Source organism: Staphylococcus lugdunensis (genome assembly GCF_002901705.1).
GTDB classification, from domain to species: domain Bacteria; phylum Bacillota; class Bacilli; order Staphylococcales; family Staphylococcaceae; genus Staphylococcus; species Staphylococcus lugdunensis.
In genome coordinates, this window is sequence record NZ_PPPV01000012.1 from 917,776 (window position 1) to 938,771 (window position 20,996).

Annotated in this window: 25 protein-coding genes; 3 read left to right on the forward strand and 22 right to left on the reverse strand. The window is 34.3% G+C overall.

Annotated features, from left to right (window positions below; all coding sequences use genetic code 11):
• Nucleotide 1: 1 nt before the first annotated feature.
• On the reverse strand, nucleotides 2-238 hold the full coding sequence (locus CD041_RS05035; RefSeq protein ID WP_002459576.1) for a YuzB family protein: 237 nt from the start codon (nucleotides 236-238) through the stop codon (nucleotides 2-4).
• 324 nt (nucleotides 239-562) lie between these two features.
• Between CD041_RS05035 and CD041_RS05040 the strand changes: the two genes are divergently transcribed.
• Nucleotides 563-1,627: an NAD(P)/FAD-dependent oxidoreductase gene (locus tag CD041_RS05040; protein WP_002492328.1), complete on the forward strand. Its 1,065-nt coding sequence runs from the start codon at nucleotides 563-565 to the stop codon at nucleotides 1,625-1,627.
• 171 nt (nucleotides 1,628-1,798) lie between these two features.
• Here CD041_RS05040 and CD041_RS05045 read toward each other — a convergent pair whose 3' ends face one another.
• Nucleotides 1,799-2,125 carry a YuzD family protein gene (locus CD041_RS05045; RefSeq protein ID WP_070647911.1) on the reverse strand — a complete coding sequence of 109 codons (327 nt, stop codon included), beginning with the start codon at nucleotides 2,123-2,125 and terminating at the stop codon, nucleotides 1,799-1,801.
• 103 nt (nucleotides 2,126-2,228) lie between these two features.
• Here CD041_RS05045 and CD041_RS05050 point away from each other — a divergent pair, with 103 nt between their 5' ends.
• Nucleotides 2,229-2,471 carry a NifU family protein gene (locus CD041_RS05050; RefSeq protein ID WP_002433501.1) on the forward strand — a complete coding sequence of 81 codons (243 nt, stop codon included), beginning with the start codon at nucleotides 2,229-2,231 and terminating at the stop codon, nucleotides 2,469-2,471.
• Nucleotides 2,472-2,693: 222 nt separating this feature from the next.
• On the opposite strand, the gene dltD is transcribed toward CD041_RS05050, so the two are convergent.
• From dltD to CD041_RS05090, 8 genes are all read right to left on the reverse strand, one after another.
• Nucleotides 2,694-3,884, reverse strand: a complete 1,191-nt coding sequence (gene dltD / locus CD041_RS05055) for a D-alanyl-lipoteichoic acid biosynthesis protein DltD (protein WP_002492327.1) — start codon at nucleotides 3,882-3,884, stop codon at nucleotides 2,694-2,696.
• Nucleotides 3,881-4,117 carry a D-alanine--poly(phosphoribitol) ligase subunit 2 gene (dltC, locus tag CD041_RS05060; RefSeq protein ID WP_002459580.1) on the reverse strand — a complete coding sequence of 79 codons (237 nt, stop codon included), beginning with the start codon at nucleotides 4,115-4,117 and terminating at the stop codon, nucleotides 3,881-3,883. The genes dltD and dltC overlap by 4 nt, the downstream gene beginning before the upstream one ends.
• Nucleotides 4,118-4,132: 15 nt before the next feature.
• A complete protein-coding gene (gene dltB / locus CD041_RS05065; protein WP_002459581.1) occupies nucleotides 4,133-5,347 on the reverse strand; it encodes a D-alanyl-lipoteichoic acid biosynthesis protein DltB in 1,215 nt (404 codons plus the stop codon).
• On the reverse strand, nucleotides 5,344-6,801 hold the full coding sequence (gene dltA / locus CD041_RS05070; RefSeq protein WP_002459582.1) for a D-alanine--poly(phosphoribitol) ligase subunit DltA: 1,458 nt from the start codon (nucleotides 6,799-6,801) through the stop codon (nucleotides 5,344-5,346). The genes dltB and dltA overlap by 4 nt, the downstream gene beginning before the upstream one ends.
• A gap of 18 nt (nucleotides 6,802-6,819) precedes the next feature.
• Entirely contained in the window at nucleotides 6,820-6,969 is a 150-nt protein-coding gene (locus CD041_RS05075; protein WP_002459583.1) for a teichoic acid D-Ala incorporation-associated protein DltX, read from the reverse strand.
• A 316-nt stretch (nucleotides 6,970-7,285) separates the two neighbouring features.
• Entirely contained in the window at nucleotides 7,286-8,251 is a 966-nt protein-coding gene (locus CD041_RS05080) for a 2-hydroxyacid dehydrogenase (protein WP_070647910.1), read from the reverse strand.
• A 27-nt stretch (nucleotides 8,252-8,278) separates the two neighbouring features.
• Nucleotides 8,279-9,058, reverse strand: coding sequence for a 5' nucleotidase NucF (nucF, locus tag CD041_RS05085; protein ID WP_002459585.1), 780 nt, complete (start codon nucleotides 9,056-9,058; stop codon nucleotides 8,279-8,281).
• A 2-nt stretch (nucleotides 9,059-9,060) separates the two neighbouring features.
• A complete protein-coding gene (locus CD041_RS05090; protein WP_002459586.1) occupies nucleotides 9,061-9,492 on the reverse strand; it encodes a DUF86 domain-containing protein in 432 nt (143 codons plus the stop codon).
• A gap of 101 nt (nucleotides 9,493-9,593) precedes the next feature.
• Here CD041_RS05090 and CD041_RS05095 point away from each other — a divergent pair, with 101 nt between their 5' ends.
• Nucleotides 9,594-9,860: a DUF3055 domain-containing protein gene (locus tag CD041_RS05095; protein WP_002459587.1), complete on the forward strand. Its 267-nt coding sequence runs from the start codon at nucleotides 9,594-9,596 to the stop codon at nucleotides 9,858-9,860.
• 151 nt (nucleotides 9,861-10,011) lie between these two features.
• Here CD041_RS05095 and CD041_RS05100 read toward each other — a convergent pair whose 3' ends face one another.
• From CD041_RS05100 to CD041_RS05155, 12 genes are all read right to left on the reverse strand, one after another.
• The gene (locus tag CD041_RS05100) at nucleotides 10,012-10,410 is read right to left on the reverse strand and encodes a YutD family protein (protein WP_002492322.1); all 399 of its coding nucleotides are present in this window, start codon (nucleotides 10,408-10,410) and stop codon (nucleotides 10,012-10,014) included.
• Nucleotides 10,411-10,562: 152 nt separating this feature from the next.
• The gene (gene lipA / locus CD041_RS05105) at nucleotides 10,563-11,486 is read right to left on the reverse strand and encodes a lipoyl synthase (protein WP_002459589.1); all 924 of its coding nucleotides are present in this window, start codon (nucleotides 11,484-11,486) and stop codon (nucleotides 10,563-10,565) included.
• 83 nt (nucleotides 11,487-11,569) lie between these two features.
• Nucleotides 11,570-12,889 carry a bifunctional metallophosphatase/5'-nucleotidase gene (locus CD041_RS05110; RefSeq protein WP_070647909.1) on the reverse strand — a complete coding sequence of 440 codons (1,320 nt, stop codon included), beginning with the start codon at nucleotides 12,887-12,889 and terminating at the stop codon, nucleotides 11,570-11,572.
• A gap of 20 nt (nucleotides 12,890-12,909) precedes the next feature.
• A complete protein-coding gene (locus tag CD041_RS05115; protein ID WP_002459591.1) occupies nucleotides 12,910-13,737 on the reverse strand; it encodes a sulfite exporter TauE/SafE family protein in 828 nt (275 codons plus the stop codon).
• A gap of 12 nt (nucleotides 13,738-13,749) precedes the next feature.
• Nucleotides 13,750-14,598 (reverse strand): DUF72 domain-containing protein, encoded by an 849-nt coding sequence (locus CD041_RS05120; RefSeq protein ID WP_070815416.1) that lies wholly within the window; start codon nucleotides 14,596-14,598, stop codon nucleotides 13,750-13,752.
• Nucleotides 14,599-14,677: 79 nt separating this feature from the next.
• A complete protein-coding gene (locus tag CD041_RS05125; RefSeq protein WP_070647907.1) occupies nucleotides 14,678-15,751 on the reverse strand; it encodes an NAD(P)H-dependent flavin oxidoreductase in 1,074 nt (357 codons plus the stop codon).
• A 16-nt stretch (nucleotides 15,752-15,767) separates the two neighbouring features.
• Nucleotides 15,768-16,811 (reverse strand): hemolysin family protein, encoded by a 1,044-nt coding sequence (locus tag CD041_RS05130; RefSeq protein WP_070647906.1) that lies wholly within the window; start codon nucleotides 16,809-16,811, stop codon nucleotides 15,768-15,770.
• A gap of 322 nt (nucleotides 16,812-17,133) precedes the next feature.
• A complete protein-coding gene (locus CD041_RS05135; RefSeq protein ID WP_062078745.1) occupies nucleotides 17,134-17,787 on the reverse strand; it encodes a DUF5079 family protein in 654 nt (217 codons plus the stop codon).
• 68 nt (nucleotides 17,788-17,855) lie between these two features.
• Nucleotides 17,856-18,518 (reverse strand): DUF5080 family protein, encoded by a 663-nt coding sequence (locus CD041_RS05140; protein ID WP_002459597.1) that lies wholly within the window; start codon nucleotides 18,516-18,518, stop codon nucleotides 17,856-17,858.
• Nucleotides 18,519-18,552: 34 nt separating this feature from the next.
• The gene (locus CD041_RS05145; protein WP_060795360.1) at nucleotides 18,553-19,227 is read right to left on the reverse strand and encodes a DUF5079 family protein; all 675 of its coding nucleotides are present in this window, start codon (nucleotides 19,225-19,227) and stop codon (nucleotides 18,553-18,555) included.
• 177 nt (nucleotides 19,228-19,404) lie between these two features.
• Nucleotides 19,405-20,058, reverse strand: a complete 654-nt coding sequence (locus CD041_RS05150) for a DUF5079 family protein (protein WP_080606615.1) — start codon at nucleotides 20,056-20,058, stop codon at nucleotides 19,405-19,407.
• A 169-nt stretch (nucleotides 20,059-20,227) separates the two neighbouring features.
• On the reverse strand, nucleotides 20,228-20,881 hold the full coding sequence (locus tag CD041_RS05155; RefSeq protein ID WP_062078737.1) for a DUF5079 family protein: 654 nt from the start codon (nucleotides 20,879-20,881) through the stop codon (nucleotides 20,228-20,230).
• Between the last annotated feature and the right edge of the window lie 115 nt (nucleotides 20,882-20,996).

The following is a 20,996-nucleotide window of genomic DNA, read 5'->3' on the forward strand; positions in this document are numbered from 1 at the left end:
CCTAAAAAATCCATGTTTCTTCTATATGTTTATATATATTATTTAATAACTCAGTTGGCGTTTCACCTTCAACAATATCACCATTAACCAATGCATACAACCCGGATGAACAGATACCACAATTTTGTAGACAACCATATTCTAACACATCGACATCAGGGTCCTCTTCAAGTTGATCGTATACATATTGTCCACCACGTGCCATATTGGAAATACAAAATTCCACGATTGGATTCATAGTACACCCTCTCAATCATTTTAGTCATATTATTATAGCAAATATACTTTCTATATGCATACGGCCAGCTCATTATCTTGATTTTTATATGCACTCCAATAAAACGTTTACAATATGATTGTGCCCAGTCGTAAATTTGTTTGTAGTCATCAAAAAAACAAGATATAATAAGCACATAAATAAAAATACTTCAATTTTTTGGGGAAATTGATGTTTTGTTATCGTAAATGCAGTTTACACAGTTTTTCACTCAATTAATATAACATCAGTTTAAGAAAATATGAGTGATGTGTGACAATGATTTCATATCAAAGGGGTATATTTATGAAAAATTTAGTATTACTAGGTGGCGGCTACGGTAATATGCGTATTATGTCGCACATTTTACCAAATGCATTACCGGCTGACTACACATTAACGTTAGTCGACCGCATGCCTTATCATGGCCTTAAGCCAGAATTTTATGCATTGGCAGCCGGCACAAAGTCTGATACAGATGTTCGCATGAATTTTCCAGAATCAGAGCGGATTAATACCATTTATGGGGAAATTACAGATATTAACTTAGATGACCAAATCATTTCGGTCGGTCAAACAAAAGTCGATTACGATGAATTAGTGATTGGACTTGGCTGTGAAGATAAATATCATAATGTTCCTGGCGCTGACGACTATACGTATAGTATCCAAACATTATCTAAAGCTCGTGAAACATTTCATAAAATCAGCGAACTGCCTGCTGGTTCCAAAGTTGGTATCGTTGGTGCAGGCTTAAGTGGGATTGAGTTAGCAAGCGAATTGAGAGAAAGTCGAAAAGACATTCAGATTATCTTATATGACCGTGGAGAACGTATTTTAAGAAATTTCCCGGAAAAACTAAGCAATTATATTGCAACTTGGTTCAAAAAGCACGATGTAACGGTGGTACCAAATTCGACAATTGATGGTGTTGAACCCGGTAAAATATATAACAATGGACAGCCTGAAGACGTCGACTTAGTAGTATGGACGGCTGGTATCCAACCTGTTGAGATTGTCAGAAATTTACCGATAGATATTAATCGCAGTGGTCGCGTGATTGTAAATCAATATCATCAAATTCCTACATATACGAATGTATTTGTAGTTGGTGACTGTGCAGATTTACCTCACGCACCAAGTGCACAACTTGCAGAACTTCAAGGCGATCAAATAGCCGATGTCTTAAAAAAACAATGGGCAAACGAAGCGCTTCCAGATAAAATGCCAGAATTAAAAGTACAAGGTTTCCTTGGTTCTTTAGGTGAAAAGCAAGGTTTCGCCTATATCATGGATCGTACCGTGACCGGACGTCTTGCTGCTATTTTAAAATCAGGTGTCTTATGGCTCTACAAATACCATAATGGTTAATAAACGGTTCAATATAAAGTCTTGGACATCATTATATTTTAGGTTACGAACTCTATATTGACAGTAACTGACAGGATTGAAAATGCTTGATATCAACGTATTTTCAATCCTGTCAACCATACGGGAGCGAGACTAAGGATTCATAATGAATGCTGTCCCGCTCCCTACATATTATTTTGTATCCATAATATGATTATCTACAAAATTTGTGACTTGTTTTGTTTGTATATAGCCATCAGCTACATACGCATCATTCATCGTCACAAGAGGATAAAATAATTCATCCTCTTGCAATTGTTCAATAAATTGCACATCATGATTCGTTAAATTTTCTGTTTGGTGTTCAAAATCGATATATGTGAATTGAAAGTCAATTTGCGGATATTTTCTTTTTAATAATGGTTGTAACCATTCATACGTATTTTTAGATGTTGGCGCATTGACACAACTTGCGCATACCACATCTGCCCCATAAACGACAACACTCACCTTTGTCATATAAAAAATCCCCCGTTGAGTTGATAGATTTTTCTTTCACTATCCATTATAATAGAATAACAATCTAAATATGAAGTAATATACTTGAAAGGAGTCATCTCTCATGCCAACTGAGAATGCAACAATGTTTGATCAAGTAGCTGAAGTTATTGAACGTTTACGCCCGTTTCTCTTACGTGATGGCGGCGACTGTACATTAGTCGATGTAGAAGACGGTATTGTTAAATTACAACTACATGGTGCTTGCGGCACGTGCCCAAGTTCAACAATTACATTAAAAGCAGGTATTGAACGAGCATTACATGAAGAAGTTCCAGGTGTAATTGAAGTGGAACAAGTATTCTAGATATCTATAATATATACATCACTAGAGCCCCTACGCGCTCTAGTTTTTTCATTTGTAGTCACAGAGATAAAATGTATAACATTCAAGAACCAAAATACTGAGATATAAATCTCTAAAAAATGACAATATGGAACATAAATCCCAAAATAAATAGCACAAAGACGATTTGAAATTAAAAACCGTCTTTGTGCTATTGTTATATTCAATACATCTTACTTATATTTATTGATGATCTTGATCATCGTGATGCGGTTTATGTGGTGCTTTGTAAGGTGCTCTCATATGCTTATCGATTTGTCTATCCATGTCGACCCAGCCTTTCCAGCCTATATGAACGGCATCAGTAATGTAATGTTTCGCATATTCTTTGTCCGTCATATCATACAATTGGCCACCATTATTAATTACTGTTTCACGAATTTTGTTGTAAACAGGTTGACGACGTTCATGTGGAATACCGATATGATCGTACCATTTACCATTGGCAGGGATGCTGACGTATTGAACATCTGCACCTGCTTCACGCATTGTATCTACAAGTAATTTTAAGTCGTTAAATTCTGGAGAATTAATATTAAACTCCCAATCACGTCTTACTTTACGTCTATTTTCCTTAATTAGTTTCCAATATTCATCTTTAATGCCATATTTATTGGATTTCGAATGATCGATTGCAATTTTTGTCGCTTTGCGATTCATCTCGTTCCAAGAAGCATTCGGTGATGTCACTGGTTCAACATGTGACAACGGTGATTTGTCGAAACCAAAGTATAATTTGATTGCTTCAATCTTTTTGATTTGCTCACCTTTGAATTGAGAAATATAATTGCCATGATCTTGATTTGGGTGTTTTGCTAGTTGTTTTAAAAATGCTTTATTTTTAGCATGCTTAAATTGTAATAACCGTTTCGCGTAGCGTTGTTTCAACTCAGCTGGCATTTTAGTTTGCTTGAACAATTGATCGATTTGGTTCGCAGACATACGTCCATCATAGTTCTTATTTGTTAAACCATGATCAGTGAACCATTGCGGTGAAATAATTAAACTAATTTTTTTACCTTTTAGTTGATCGTATTGCGCTGCTAACTCAACAGCGTTAATCAAGTCTGTTGAACCACCAGTTCCAAGTAAATATGCAGGTTTAGTCCCTTTACGACCATTAAGTGCAATACCTGGATTAAATGGATCTTCTTTGTTGAGTTCACTTGAACCATAAATTGGGTAATAATCGTTTGATTTAAATAATTTGTTTTGAATGAGCGTACCTTTAAGCACTTGATCCGTTGAAGCAAGTCTATTATTTGCCAGTGTTTTATTTGTCACCAATCCCGTAAACCAGCTTGACGGCATTAAGACAAAGATGATAAATATCACACCGCTAATTAAAATCGGTAAAAACGGCTTTAATTTCATCGTAATTCTTCTAATGCTTCCACAATTTTATTTGGTGTCGCCCACTCATCACGATCAAAATCCATAATTGAAACTTCAATACCTAATTTGTTTTGAATTTCTAATAACAGTCCTACAGTTTGGAATGAATCAATAATCCCCTCTTCGAAAATTTCTACATCAGGGTTTTCTTTGACGATATCATTTTCAGCAACTTCAGCTAATACATCTAATACTTGTTCTTTAAATTCCATAATTAATTACTCCTTTTATATCAGTTTTCCTGAGAAAATTAAAAATCCAAATGCTACAAAATGGAAAGTGATAACAATGCTTAAGGCAGTTGTAAATCCATTTTGCCAACGTGCAGGATGTTTCTTGCGCCAGCGTTCATAATAGCCGTAACCAATAAACATTAAACCATGATAGATACCATAGACGATATAGAATAATTCTAAACCGTGCCAGACACCCATGATAAAGAAGTTTAGGAAAAAGGCTACATTAGACATGGCAAATTGACTTTTTAATAATTTTTTCTTTGACATGTAGAACAGTGCACGCATGTAAATGCAATCTCTAAACCAGAATGATAGCGACATATGCCATCTATTCCAGAAGTCTTTTATATTTTTAGCTTTAAATGGTTGTTTAAAGTTTGGCGGTGTCATAATGCCATAGATATAGCTGACTGCTACCGCAAATAAACTGTAACCAGCAAAGTCAAAGAACAGATAGAAACTATACGCATACATATACAGCCATTTATGCGTAAATCCATGTAAATCCATCATCAATGGATTAATCGCATAGAATTGAATTAAATGCGCAATAATGTATTTATATAGGAACCCTAACATTATCATATGAATCGCTTTTAAAATCAACTCACGATATTGCTCACCTGTTGGAATCTTCTTATCATCTTTCACGTAGCGTTTGTAACGGTCGATTGGACCAGATGATACCGTTGGGAAGAATGAAATAAATTGCATTAACTTGCCAACTTTTATTTCTTTAATCGAGCCATCTCGAATTTCCATAATTAATTGAACACTTTTAAAAGTTACATAAGAAATACCTAAGAACCCTACAAATTCAATTAATTTATGTTCATGGAAATGAATTTGATGACCACCTAGCCAAGAGCTTTGCAATATTTTAACCACTGCTAATGGCAAGATAGACAGAACCATAATTACAGTAAATTTCGCAAATGTATTATTTTTCTGTCTCGATTTAAAGTAAAACATAATCAGCGCTGTTTGATAAATTAAATACACAATAAAACATATTAACTGGACGCTAATATATTTCGTACCAAAGAAATGATACTTATCTGAAGCAAAGATAATGACAATCATAATGGCTGTACTAATGCCGTTGTATATATAACTACGCTTACCTAAAAATCCGAGTATAATCACTGGTAAGAGTACAATAAATGCAATTAAAAAGAACGTAAACGTACCATATGGAATCATCCGTTTACAACCTCCGCAATAGCTTTACGATCTAATTTACCATTTGAAGTAAGTGGTAAATGATCCATCCAAACGAATTTTCTCGGTATCATATACTCGGGTAAACGAGATTTCAATTCGGATTTCAATGCGTGAGTCATAGCCATATCATCTTCAACGTGTTGCGTTGGAACAACAGCACCAATTAAGTGAACAACTTTATCATTGCGGTATACTGGCACTACAACAGCTTCTCTCACTCGATCAGATTGGCGTAATTGTGCTTCAATCTCTTCAAGTTCCATACGGTAACCATTCATTTTAATTTGGAAATCAATACGTCCTTGAATGAACCATAGGCCGTTGTCTTCTTTGGCTTTATCCCCTGTATAATAATGGCGAATGCCATCATCATATTTAAATGCAGCATCTGTTTTAGCTTTATTTTTTAAATAACCTAGGCTCACGCTGTTACCTTTAATAACAAGTTCGTCTTCATCAGTTATAGATAACGTCGTACCTGGACGTGCAACACCTACTGGAAGTGGATTATATTGCGCTAATACATCAGGTGTGATTTGAATACTTGTAACAGCTACAGTTGCTTCAGTCGGACCATATGTGTTGTAAATCACAGCGTGTGGATATCTATCAACTAAAGCCTTAGCTGTTCTATGTGCCAAAATTTCACCACAGAAGAAGAAATGATTTAAGCTTGGGTAATCATTTTCATTCAATGTCGGCAATAATAAGCACATTTCAATAAATGATGGTGTAGATACCCAAGTGTTAATTGGTGTAGCCACTAACATGTCATTTAATAACTTAGGCTTTTTAATCATATCTTTATCTACAAGATTTAGTGTGCCACCAGATGTTAAACATGGATAGATTGCCATCACTGATAAATCAAATGAAAATGGTGCTTGGTTTAACCATTCTTGGCCACCATCTTCTTGATGTAACGATACCATCCATTCAGCAAATTCAATCAAGCTTGCGTATTGAATTTGAACACCTTTAGGCTCACCAGTTGAACCGGAAGTAAAGATAGTATATACCGTATCTGTTTCAGTCATTTGACTATCGAATACGATTGGATTGTTTGATTCTTTGACATCTTGAGTCGTAATCGTCTTCGCCCCATCATATGTTAATGGTTCATCAACGGTATTAAAGATGAACTGTGGTTCAACTTTATCAATAATCATGTTTACACGTTCAGCTGGCACCGATGTATCAATCGGAACGTAGCCGCAACCTGCTTTGATAGCACCAAGCATACCAACAATCATGTACGGAGACATATGGCCGTATAAAATCATTGGTTGTTGACTGCCTTGTAATTGATGTGCTAGTTTACTTGATTCCTCAAGTAATTCCTTATAAGTTAATTCGTCATTCATATGTCTTACAGCAACTTGATTCGGCTGCGCTTGCTCAATATCGATTAATTTAGAAATGATATCGTTCATATGTTATATTCTCCCTCATTAAAATTCATTATAAATGAAGTTATTCTGTGTATCGCCAGTACCATAAATTAAATACAATGCTATGAATATAGCTAAATAAAGCAATGTTAATAAATATGGTTTAAGTTTTTTAAATGTTTCTGAAGTTTCTTTTTGTTGGGCTTTCATATCGCACCTCACTCATTCAAAATTAAGATGCACAGCTTATCTTTTGCTGCGCCACTTTTTATAATAAGTATAATTAGTTTCAGATTTATATATTATTTTTACAACTTATTATATCTATTTTTTGACAAGCCTGCAATGTTATCTTTAAAAACACTATTGCAAAGACTTGCACTACACTATTTGTAGAACATATTTTATTTTACGTCTTATTAACGAAACACACAATTACATATGACATAACAATTTTGTTATATACGCAAAAAACTTCTACATGCTATTAAATAACAACATGTAAAAGCTCTGCTTGTATCATAATTTAATGGCTAGTAACCGGTGTTAATGGCGCCTGTTGTTGTAAAACAGCCACGATATTATCAACGCATAATTGAATCATACGATTTCTCGTCTTCACTGATGCACTGCCAATATGCGGTAAAATGACGGCATTCGGCATAGATAATAATGGATGTTTCTCATTAATAGGTTCTTCACGTAAAACATCTAAGCCACATCCTGCGATATCACCTTGTTCAAGTGCAAATACAAGTGCGTCTTCATCTACTATTGCACCTCGACCAATGTTGATAAAGATTGCATCTTGTTTCATCGCTTGAAATGCCTCAGCATTAAATTTGTTCTTCGTTTCCGCTGTCAATGGTGCTGTACATATGACAAAATCACTTTCTTCTAATAATGTGTCAAAATCAGCATATGTGACTTTTAATTCACGCTCAACATCTTCTCTTCTTGAACGATTATGATATAGCGTACGCGTATTAAAGCCACTTAAACGCCTTGCAAATGCTTGACCAATGGCACCCATGCCAAAAATACCAACAGTCGAACCGTACACATCTTTACCAGATAATAAGTAAGGACCCCAGCTAGTCCATCGACCATCTTGAACATATTTTTCTGCTTCAACAATACGTCGCGCAACACTAAGCATCAAGGTAAACCCTAATTCTGCTGTCGTTTCTGTAAGTACATCTGGTGTATTGGTTACCACAATATCGCGTGACTTTGCTAGTGAAATATCGATATTATCATAGCCAACTGCCATATTTGCAACGATACGCAAGTGTGGCGCTTGTGCGATAACTTCGTGATCAATTTGTTCACTGAGCGTAATGAAACACGCTATTGCATCTTTAATAGCTGTTAAAAACTTTGATCTAGGCATTGGTACAAGTGCCTCATCCCACATCTCTACTTCCCCAAATTGTTCTAATTGTTGGACAAAGTGGTCTGGGATTTTTCTGGTAACAAGTATTTTAGCCATCATTCAGCCTCCTTTAAGTGTCCCTGACTATTGTTGTAATTGTCGAATCACTTCATTTAAATCTTTTACCGAATAAGTTGGCGGAACATCTTTTTCTTGAATTTCAGCAAATGAGGTTACACCCGTTTGAACATGAATTGTATCCACGCCAACATTGATGCCAGACATAATATCTGTATCATACAAGTCCCCGACCATGGCAACATCTGCTTTATCTAATTTAAGTATATCAAGTGCAATATCCATTATAACTGGTTCTGGTTTACCAATAAATTGTGGTTGTTGCCCAGTAGAGACGCTAACGACACTTGTAATAGCACCATTACCAGGTAATAAACCACTTTCTTTAGGAATAGAAACATCCGGATTAGTTGAAATAAATGTAGCACCCTCACGTACAGCAAGTGTTGCAATCGCTAGTTTATCGTAGGTAACCTGTTCATCTAATCCTATCACTACATAATCGACATGTTTATCTCGTCTTAATGTTAAACGACGGTCTAGTAATGCTGCTTTCAAACCACTACCACCAATCATATATACAGAGGCATTTGCTTTTTCATTGGCAATAAAGTTTGCCGTAGCTAATGCTGAAGTCACAATCTCCTCAGGTTTAGCATCAATATGCATCTCGCGTAATTTAGCTGTTACTTCTTCAGGTGTCTTGGTCGAGTTATTCGTTACATATAAATGAGGAATGCCTTGCTGATTTAAATAATCAATAAATTGTGCTGCTCCGTCAACTTCCTCTGTACCTTTGTACATCGTCCCATCTAAATCTATCAAATATCCTTTATAGTGTTTCATTGTTAATTGTCTCCTTTTCCAAAAGCTGTCACTGGTACACTTTCCTGTTCTAAAAATAATGATACTTCATATATAAAGTTGTCATAATACGGTAGTGCATCATCAAACAGAGGTTCAAGTGTATCATGTTGTAAAGTAATATAATCATGTGCAAATTGCTTACGCACTTCGATTGTTTGATTGATTGCAGCTTGTGTTTCAGATGTAATCACACCCTCAAGTGCTAATATATCAATTACATCCTTGTAATTACCAGGATCTCTTAAAATAAAAGCATCGATAATCATATTACCAATATCGACAGATGCTTCAATTAGCATTTGTGCAATGCGCTCAAAAGCATAAGGATTATCTTTATGATCTTGATAATCTTGCGTTAACTGCCTTAAATAATTTAATTTCTGTGTTAATTTTTCTTTGTCTACAAAATACATGCTTAGTCACCTCTTAATGTCTTTATCATATCATAATTTTGCAGCACACTTCATTTGTAGTTATACTAAATAAATAACCTTAAATAAAGGAGCACCACTTTATGATAGATATGTATTTATATGACGATGAAGAACAAAGTCAAGTGCAATTTGTAGGCTTTGTCGGTGAACATAGTCGCTATGATTTGATGTTAGTTCAAACAGACCGTCATTATGGAAAGACATTAGTTTTGAATATGCAGACCAATAAATTTGGAATTATCGGCACAGATGACCTTGAAGAAGATGGTTATATCGCCTATATTCTTGGTGTTTCTGATGCAGAAGCCACTGAAATAACCGAATATTTAAATGAAGTCATACAATAACATGTTTATGATTCAATGCTGTGTCATAAACATGTTATCAAAGCATGAAAAAAGCGAGGAAACAAAAGTTGATGTTAACTTTGTTTTCTCGCTTTACTTGTGGACTTTCGTTTTGAAAGTTACTCTGTTGATGCTATGTTGTCTGTGCCAATTAATCTTTATTGGTTTCTATTTGTTGAGATTCTGCTGGTATGGATGGCGCTATTTTGACATCGTGTAGTTTGTCTTCGCTGTTAATTTGTGTGTCTGGCTCACCTAATCGAGTTTTAACCTCGTCTTCTGAAAGACGCTGTAGAACAAAATATGGGCAGCCAAAATTACAATATTCTAAGATATAATCTTGAATACTTGAAAATCGTTTTGAAATTTCAGCCTTTTTGTTACTATCTTTATAAAATCCTTTGAGTCTTAACAGTTCGTAACCAAAATCTCCGACAACAAAGTCATATTTATCGAGAATATCTGCATATTTAGCAGCAAATAATTCTTCATCAAAGCAGTCACGATAGTCCTCAATGATTTCAAAATATTGCTGGTTTACTTTAATCATAAATGACTCACCTTTATATGATAATAAAGACTTAGCAAATACGACAGTTAATCACTCTCGTACAAACTAAGCCCTTTTATTGATAAGAATGACCATAGCTGATAGTGGCTCACATAATACTTCTGCCAACTCAATTTCCACAGTCTATTCGATTATTGTTGATGATTTAATTGCTTTTCTCCTAAGCGATGACGTTCTTTAGCCGCTTCATTAACTTGTTCATCTGCGTGATATGAGCTACGTACCATTGGTCCAGCTTCACAATGTTTGAATCCTTTATCCATAGCTGCTTTACGTAACTTACCAAATTCTAGAGGTGTATAATATTTTTGAACTTTTAAATGCTTACGAGATGGTTGTAAATATTGACCAATTGTCAAAATGTCTACGTCATTCGCACGTAAATCATCCATAGCTTGTAATAATTCTTCAGTCGTTTCACCTAAACCTACCATAATACTTGATTTCGTAGGAATATCTGGTTGTAATTCTTTTGAACGACGTAAGAATTCGAGTGTACGGTCATATGTTGCACGTGCACGTACTCTTGGTGTTAAACGGCGTACTGTTTCGATATTGTGATTTAAAATATCTGGTCGTGATGCCATTAATGTTTCTAACGCTTCATAATCCCCACCCATATCAGATGGTAAGATTTCAATCGTTGTGAATGGATTTCGTTCACGTACTTTGCGCACTGTTTCAGCATAAACATTTGAACCCGCATCTCTTAAGTCATCACGTGCTACTGCTGTAATAACCACGTGTTTTAAATTCATCAGTTCAACCGATTCTGCCACACGTTCTGGCTCATTTAAGTCTAATTCATTAGGTAATCCCGTCTTAACAGCACAGAAACGGCATGCTCTTGTACATACCGCACCTAAAATCATAAACGTTGCCGTACGTCTTGCTCCCCAGCATTCATGTATATTTGGACACTTTGCTTCTTCGCAAACAGTGTGTAGATTCTTTTCTCGCATCATTTTTTTGAGGCCAGTGTAGTTCTCATTCGTGTTAAGCTTAATTTTCAACCAATCTGGTTTACGTAAAATTTCTTCATTTCTTGTAGCCATAACATCGCTTACCCTCCTGAATAATCAATCTTCATTCATTATAACTAAATTTACCCTAAATTAAAACGTAATACGCAATAAATTTAATAATTTAATAACTTTTCTTTAAATATATCGCGTAAAAATTCTGGCATTAAATATTCTGTTGGCAATCCTTTTAGCATCGGGAAGTAACGGCCAAACGTGTACATATCAACCGTTCCCAACGTATAGTATTGCTCATCATCAATGTCTTCTCCATTGATAAAATAACGTGCTTCTGATTCTATAAAACCCAAATTATATAAAATATAACCGCCAAAGATGTCTCCTCTAAAGCCTAAACCTTGTGCATGCTCATGTAAATATTCTTGCTTTTGACTTTTTATAATCACATTTTTCAATTCTGTACCTGTGACTTTTACCCTTACTAAATTAATAGGATGTGGTAGCATACGGTGAATATCGTACTCGGTCACTTGGTCAGCCTGAATACCTTGAACAATTAATCCCGCATTGATGATCGCACAATCTGCATTTGTAAATTCAAAGACACTTTCAGCGAGAAGATAGGTTGTTTGGGTAATGACATCTGTTTTATTTTCTAAGTGAACTGGATGGTGAATCACAGGTTCATTTAGCAGTGCCTTACCTTCCTCATCAAAGTGTGTTTCGACAGTGGGCAATGTGTCGAGCGGATGTAGCATTGCTTCTTTCGCAATGACTTGATGTTGTTCAATGGTTAGCGTAACTTCACCTAAATAGTGACCATATTTTCCAGCGGCAGCCATCAGCACACCATTATTTATTTCACCATGTTCAAAATAGTGATGCGTATGGCTCCCGAAAATAACATCAATATCTGGTATTTCTTGACATAATTGTTCATCAAAAAAGACACCAACATGACTCATCACAATTAAGACATCATATTGTCCTTGACGTGATTGAATCTCATCTTTAATCGCTTCAAGTGGATCTGTCACAATCCAATCTAGCGCACGATAAAATGGCGTAAATGGTGCAGTTGCAGCAACAAAAAGAATCCGTGTCCCTTCGATGTTTTGAATATATGAAGTTGCGATATGATTAGGCAATTGTCCTTGTTCGTCAAGAACATTCGTACAAATCACCTTAAAATGCGCATCATCATATAATGTATTCAAAGCTTCATGCGAAATCGTCATCCCTTCATTATTACCAATGGTTGCAATATCACATTGTGCCTCGTTTAATAACGCAACATTCTTTTTCCCTAATGTTGCTTCTGTCACAGGGGCAGATAAATCGACATGATCCCCAATATCTATATAAAGAGAAGGATGTTGAAGCGCTGGGCGATGTGTCTGTAAATAAGCTTGAATGCATGCATATTCGTGCAAATGACTATGTATATCATTCGTATGATAAATCGTCAACTTCACAGTACTACCCCCTTTGTAATTTACATCAATGATTTAAAAATAAGATAAATCCCCATGAATAACATGACAGTTCTAAGCAACATGACTACCGTTTCAGACTTAATAGAATGATTGATCTTCACTCCAATTTGTGCGCCAATATAACTTGAGATAATTAAAATAATAGAATATCCCCAAGCCACATGTCCTTGAAAAATGTGACCAATTGAGCTCATCACACTAGAGAAGAAAATCATCATCATACTTGTGCCGACAGCAACATGTGGTGGAAATCTAAAGACAATCAGCATTAATGGCGTCATTAATGCACCGCCGCCAATGCCAAATAATCCTGTTAACACACCAATAAATAAGGTTGCGACAAAAGCCACAAGCGGTGGAACACTATAATGATAAGTTACACCTTCCGAATCCGTATAAGACTTACGATATTGTGGCTTATCAAATAGTTTAATTGGTTTTATTTTATGACGTACCATCAATATAATGGATACAAGAATCATAAAAATACCAAAATATAAATTGAATGACTCTAATGTTAAATAGCGACTAAGCAACGAACCCGCTAATGACCCAGGCAATAAGCCAAATAGGAAAATAGAGCCATTTTTAATATCGACTTGTTTCGTTTTCAAATAGCCTAGAGATGACGATAATCCTGTTACAATGAGTATCACGGATGACGTCCCGATAGCAATTTGAGGCGTAATGCCATGTAAAAGATGATGTTCCACACCTAAATAAACAAGCGTAGGTACAATGATGATACCGCCGCCAATACCTACTAATGAACCAATAACAGCAGAAAGTAGGCCAATTAAAATAAGAAAAATAAAAGTTAATACCATTGATTTCGCCTCTTAAAATAATTTTAGTTGTTGTGGTGCCAAACCTGTATAATCTATTCCAAGCATCTGTTGATATGTTTTGGCATTTTTAGCCGCATGGCCCCCAGAATTATTATTAAACACGACATATACTGTCTTAGCTTTTTGCGCTAATATTTCAACTTTATGCGCGAGGTCTTGCAATTCTTGTTGATTATAATCATATAAATACCGCACATCTCGCCATTCTTGGTCTGTCATATCCTTTTTAGTCCAGCCTTGAGTGTTGCGCCCATGATAACGTACAAAGGCGATATCATGAGTAATACGATTAACCATTGGAATCGAACCCATTTTCACCTGTGGTTCATCACAAACCGCATGAATAAATTGATGGTCGACAAGAAATTGTAATGTCTGTTCCTTATGTACCGCATCAAACCATGATTGATGACGAAATTCAATGCATACAGGAAGATCTAATAATTGTTGGCGTACATACCGTAAATAAGTTACATTTTCCATCGAGCATTCAAACCAAGGCGGAAATTGAACTAACACCAACGCTAATTTATCATGCGTTTGCAGGGGTTCAATCATTGCTTTAAATTGCTCAAACAACGCTTTGCGCGATGTCGCAACATCTTTATAATCCGCATGTAACGTCAACGCTTGATGTATTTTGACAACAAATTTAAACGTCTCTGGTGTCTCTTTAATCCACTTTAATATATTTCTTTCAGGTTGAATCGCATAATAAGAGGCGTCCAATTCAACAATTGGAAAATGACCTGCATACGTTTGAAGTTTATCAGCTTGGCGTCCAATATCTTCATATAACGTCTCATGGTCACCCCAACCAGTTAAGCCAATGTTAATCATATTCATCACCAGTACAATCATACCACAATCGAATTTATTACTTCATTATATCAACTTAGATTTATCAATGATAAACGATTTAAAATTGGCAACGTAATGCTTCTATCTCTGTCAACAATTTATCAAAAAGTCCAGCTACATGACTATCTATAGCCAGTCGTGGTGCTTGTCCACTCCATAAGTGCGTCCATGCATCGTTATGCTTTTGTGCTGAATGTTGACGTATCGATGTTGTCAACTGATTTTGAATTGGATAATCAGGGATTTTACCATTATAATTCTTAAAGGATTGAATAAAATTGTTATTAATACCGCGCGCATATTTGCCACTAAATACATTTGTCACGACAGTATCCGTTTCTTTACTATTCAGAATGGCTTGCTTTAATACTGGGCGTGCACCACTTTCTTGCAACGTTAAAAAAGCTGTGCCCATTTGTACGCCAGAGGCACCTAAAATCAAGCTTGCCAAAATGCCACGGCCATCCATAATGCCACCTGCAGCAATAACAGGAATATCTACGTGATCAACGATTTGTGGTACAAGTGCCATTGTACCAATCATTGATTGTTGCCCTTGAGTTGTAGATAAAAAGCTACTACGATGTCCTCCTGCTTCGCTACCTTGGGCAATTACGATATCTATACCTGCTTGTTCAATTGCGATTGCCTCATCTACTGATGTTGCAGTACCCATCGTCACAATTTGTGCTGCTTTTAGTCGTTCAATGATTTCTTGATTCGGTATGCCAAATGTAAAGCTACATACAGGCACATGGTATTGAAGCACTAAATCAATCGCAGCATTAAAACGTTGTTCCTCAGTAATATTTACAGTGGGTTCTTCTAGTTGAAGTGCACGACGATAAGGTTTCAGCCAAGCATTCATTTGTGCCACCTCAGCCTCTGAATACTGATAATCACTCGGAATAAATAAATTCACTGCAAATGGTTCCGAAGTTAATGCCTGAACTGCTTGGATTTCTTGTTCTAATCGCGCAGTATCAAAGTAGCCTGCACCAATCGTGCCAAGCCCACCTTGATGACTCACGGCAGCCACTAATTCTGGTGTAGTACTGCCAGCCATGCCTGCTTGAATGATAGGATAGTGAACGTTCAAATATTTTGTGAATTGCGTTGTCAACTGCTTCATCTTGTATCCTCCAAATTTACCGTCGTCTTTGAAATTGTTGATGCAGGTGCTGATGTTTTAAACGTTGTTGTTGTAACTTTTCTTGTTCTTCTTTATCCATTTCATCTTCAATATCCATGCCTAACATTTCTTCAATTAAATCTTCATGCGAAACAATACCATCTGTACCACCATATTCATCAAGCACAATCGCTAAATGTTTTCGACTTATTGTCATTTTTCTCAACACCCATTCTGCACGATTGTGTTCATTGACAAACAGTGGTTCAGCAATATATTCATCAATAGTATGACTAGGATGTTTGCTCCAAGACAGTAAGTATTTCGAATGAAACACACCTATAATATGATCAATATCTTCATCATATACTGGATAACGCGTATAAGGTTCATTCATGACCGTTTGATAGACTTCATCATAAGGTGTGATATTTGAAAAAGCAGTGACGTTTACTCTTGGCGTTGTATTAACATCTTTAATCTTTAAATTACTAAACGCCATAACCCCTTTTAAACGTTCACTTTCAATTTCATTCAATGCCCCATCACGCTGAGCCACTGCAAACATCATTTGAATCTCTGCTTTAGACCATTGCGCTTCTGGTTCACTTCCATTCGCAATAAGTCGATTCAACCCTTTCGTTATCGCATCCAATAATAAAGTGATTGGACGCAAGATTGCGACAAACACACGTACAACAGGAAAAATCATACGCATAATGCGATTAGCGAAATTTGCAGCAATAGATTTAGGTATCACTTCTGCAAATAAAATAACAAATACAGCATATATTGTAAGCGTGAGGCCTAAGTGCCATTGTGCATGATAAGATACCGCTGCTACTAGCACAGTCAACAGCGTCATACTTATCGTACGACCAATGAGTAACGCCGTCATCGCTTCACTTGGATGCGCTAAAAATCGTGCAATACGATATGCTTTTTTATCACCTTGCTCGCCTTCAGTTTGAAATTTCGTCCGATGCACCGTACTTAAAGTGGTTTCACCAATAGAAAAGAAGAACGACAACACAACTAAACAAATAATTGCAATAATCATACAACATGCTCCTCTGCAATGAATAAAAATGTTATATTATATAAAATATTCCCAACAATTAAACACTATAAACGCATAAGTTCCCTTAGCCAATATACAAAAAACTTATAAGTGTTAGCGACGATGACGTGCGAATAACACATTATAAGTTTTAATTTAAATTATGTTATTACAAACTGAATAAAGTAAATTCAAATTCATTATGAAATAATCATATATTTTGGGTGACACAGTCTATAATGAGACTCGATAAGTTCAAATCATTTTTAAACTCATAGCTAAATTCACCATCAGTTACTAACCGATGCTTATGTTCACTGAATTACTTGTTTTCAATCCTGTAGCCCATTTCTTTACTCGTTAATATCTCACCAAATAACAAATAAAAATATGTACAAATATAGTTCATTAATGGAATCAATAATAGCAATCCAATCATTAAAAATCTATTACCTTGATGATCAGGTATAATAAAAAACTCTATTGCCTTTTGAACATATAATAAGATCGCAACAAATTTTAAAAACAGAATTAAGAGCGTCTTATCTTTAATAAAACTCGGCGTAATCGTCATAAAAATTAAACTTAAAATATGTGCAGAAAAACAAATAATGGCTATAACGGTTCCTAATATCCAATATATTCTAATTTCTTGAGTATTACCCTCGATAAAAAAGTAAATATTATAAAAAGATAAATAACTGCTATATGTAGAAAGTATGCCCACTATCATAAATATCAGGGCTCTCTTTTTTATCTTTTTTCGATCACTAGGAATTTTAGGGAAGAATAACTGCAACAAGCCACAAAAAATTATTAAAAGTTCTATAGAAGTTGCTATAATTAAATAATTAGCTGTTGCTGCTAAAGTGAGACCAACAAAATATTGTATAGAACTAAAAAGAATTGAGCCTAAAGCCAACATATTCATAGCTTGAGTTGCTGGTTTTCTCAATGCTTGATAAGTCTCTTCCATGCCATCATCCCTCCTATTAATAGTAGCTTCTACTTTTTAACAGATTAAGCAACATTAAGTATATATCTTTATCGATATTGAGCTATAACAATTGCGAAGATTATCATCCACCCAAACATAATAATGGGTCGAACCACATAGCCATGAAAGATGCCACGATTCACCCAAAAATAAATGTCTATGATGAAATAAATAAAAATCAAGACAAATACAATAGAAGTGATTGCAAATGCAATTGACATTGTGTCATTAAGTGAGCGTTCTACAAAATAACGTAAATCATCATTCGTGCGTTCAGTGGTTTGTTTAACTTTCATCGCTATTGACATAATAAAAATAGATGAACATATAGCACCTGCACGTGCAATATCTTTTCCGTATTTTAGATCAGTTCTTAAACTTTCAGCTTTTTCTTTATCATATTTATGTAATATTCTTGCCGTATTTTTGACCTCTTCCAATCTTATTCTGTTGGGTTTTAATATAGAATAATGCGCTGATAAATAGCTGCTTAGTAAGAACAACCAAAACACAATACTTGTCACATTATCCATCTCAACCATACCAATGTTATCAAAGTAAACATATGTTTCATACACTACCATATAACCTATAAATAATAATGCAGCTTTCACATATTTCTTCCTTTTAAGTAAATCTAAGCATTCTCTAACAATAAAATATGCTGCACAACTTAGAATGAACAGACCCACTGTAATAATTATAATCATAGGTATTCACCTTCTTATTTAAAATATAAGTTATTTACTTGCTAGTATGATGTTGCTCTTCTAATTCAAGTTCCTCTAACACTTGATATCTCATCAAATTAAAGTAAGAACGACCTATTAACAAGTTAATCATTAAAATGACGATAATAGACATCCATATAAAATTATTTTCATTATCTGTATAAGGCACAATGCGACTTAAATAAATCAAAATACCAAAGCCACATAAAGCTACAACAATGCCCATTATATTACCCGCAGAACCCGATAAAGACTGAATTAAACCAAATTCACTTATTACAAAAATATTAAAACCAATAAGCGAAATAATATTAGCTATAATAATTATCAGCCAATAATCAAATACATCATATCCATTTGTAGTAGCACCAAATACATACACTGAGGAACAAGAAATTGATAAACTGTAACCACTCAATGTACTGATAATAATATATCTTATTAATGCCGCTTTATTTGTTTTAACCTTTTTTGATTTCTCTTGTAAATATGAAATAATATTTATAACAACCCAAAACACCAAAAATATATACATATATATTGGTAATTTGTATAATAAATGAGCGCTAAAAAATAAAATACAATAAAAAGTTAATGAGAATATAAACATAAAAATGGCAACAGGGGTAATATATGGATTTTTTATGTTATGAGCTATTTCCTCTTTAGTTATTACTTCATCTTCCATTTTATGTTCCTCCTTTGTATGTTAATACATAAAAGTGAAAAGAATCTTTACAGTTTTATTATGCATTAACTTACGATAATTGTTATACATTTTTGTTTAAATTATCATCTTTATATTATATACTTCAAAAATAATATTTGTTCAAAAAGCATTACCACATGCCTAGTTCCGTTAATTTTACTCCAAGCCCTCTTCATCAATAATTTGATATCTCATCAAATTAAAGTAAGAGCGGCCTATTAACAAGTTAATCATTAAAATGACGATAATAGATAACCATATATAGGTGGTATCATCTGTTCTTTTAGGTGCAATTTGACTTATATAATAAAGCATACCTAAACCAGAAACAGCCATAAGTATACCTAATAATTTAAACAATCTATTGGATATTGACTTAATAACTTCAAATTCACTTATTACAAAAATATTAAAGCCGATTAACTCTATAATATTAGCTAAAACGATCATCAACCAAAACTCAAAAACATCATCACCATTAATAGTCGCATTAAATACATATATCGATGCTAGTGCAATCGACAAACTATAACCACATAATGTGCTTATAATGATATATCTTATTAATGACGATTTGTTTGTTTTAACCTTTTTAGACTTTTCTTGGACGTATGAAATGATATTTATAACAGCCCAAAAAGCTAAAAATATGTATATATATTTAGGTAACTTGTATAATAAATGACTGTTAAAAAACATAATCGTATAAAAAATTAAACACATTATATTCATTAATATGGCAACTGGTGTGATGTATGGATTTTTTATATTATGAGCAATTTCCTCTTTTGTTATTTCTTCATTCTCCACTTTAATTCCTCCTTTTTAAGTTAATTTATAAAAACGAAAATAATCTATACACTTTTATTTAAATACATTATAAACTTTATCAAATCTTTCTATCCAATTGTCATCTTCATCTATTTCAAAAGTAATCTTCACAAAAAGGGTATTATCAGCATTACTAGTTCCATTAATTTTACTCCAATCCTTCTTCCTCAATAATCTGATATTTCATTAAATTGAAGTAAGAACGTCCAATTAATAAATCTACCATTAAAATGACAATTATAGACATCCATATAAAATCATTTTCTTCAGCTGTATAAGGCACAATGCGACTTAAATAAATCAAAATACCAAAGCCACATAAAGCTACAACAATGCCCATTATATTACCCGCAGAACCCGATAAAGACTGAATTAAACCAAATTCACTTATTACAAAAATATTAAAACCAATAAGCGAAATAATATTAGCTATAATAATTATCAGCCAATAATCAAATACATCATATCCATTTGTAGTAGCACCAAATACATACACTGAGGAACAAGAAATTGATAAACTGTAACCACTCAATGTACTGATAATAATATATCTTATTAATGCTGCTTTATTTGTTTTAACTTTTTTTGATTTCTCTTGTAAATATGAAATGATATTTATAACAACCCAAAACACCAAAAATATATACATATATATAGGCAATTTGTATAATAAATGGGCGCTAAAAAATAAAATACAATAAAAGGTTAATGAAAATATAAACATAAAAATGGCAACTGGCGTAATGTACGGATTTTTTATGTTATGTGCTATTCCCTCTTTAGTTATTACTTCATCTTCCATTTAATATTCCTCCTTTGTAAGTTAATACGTAAAAGTAAAAACAATCTTTACACAAAAAGGCATTATCAGCATTACTAGTTCCATTAATTTTACTCCAATCCTTCTTCCTCAATAA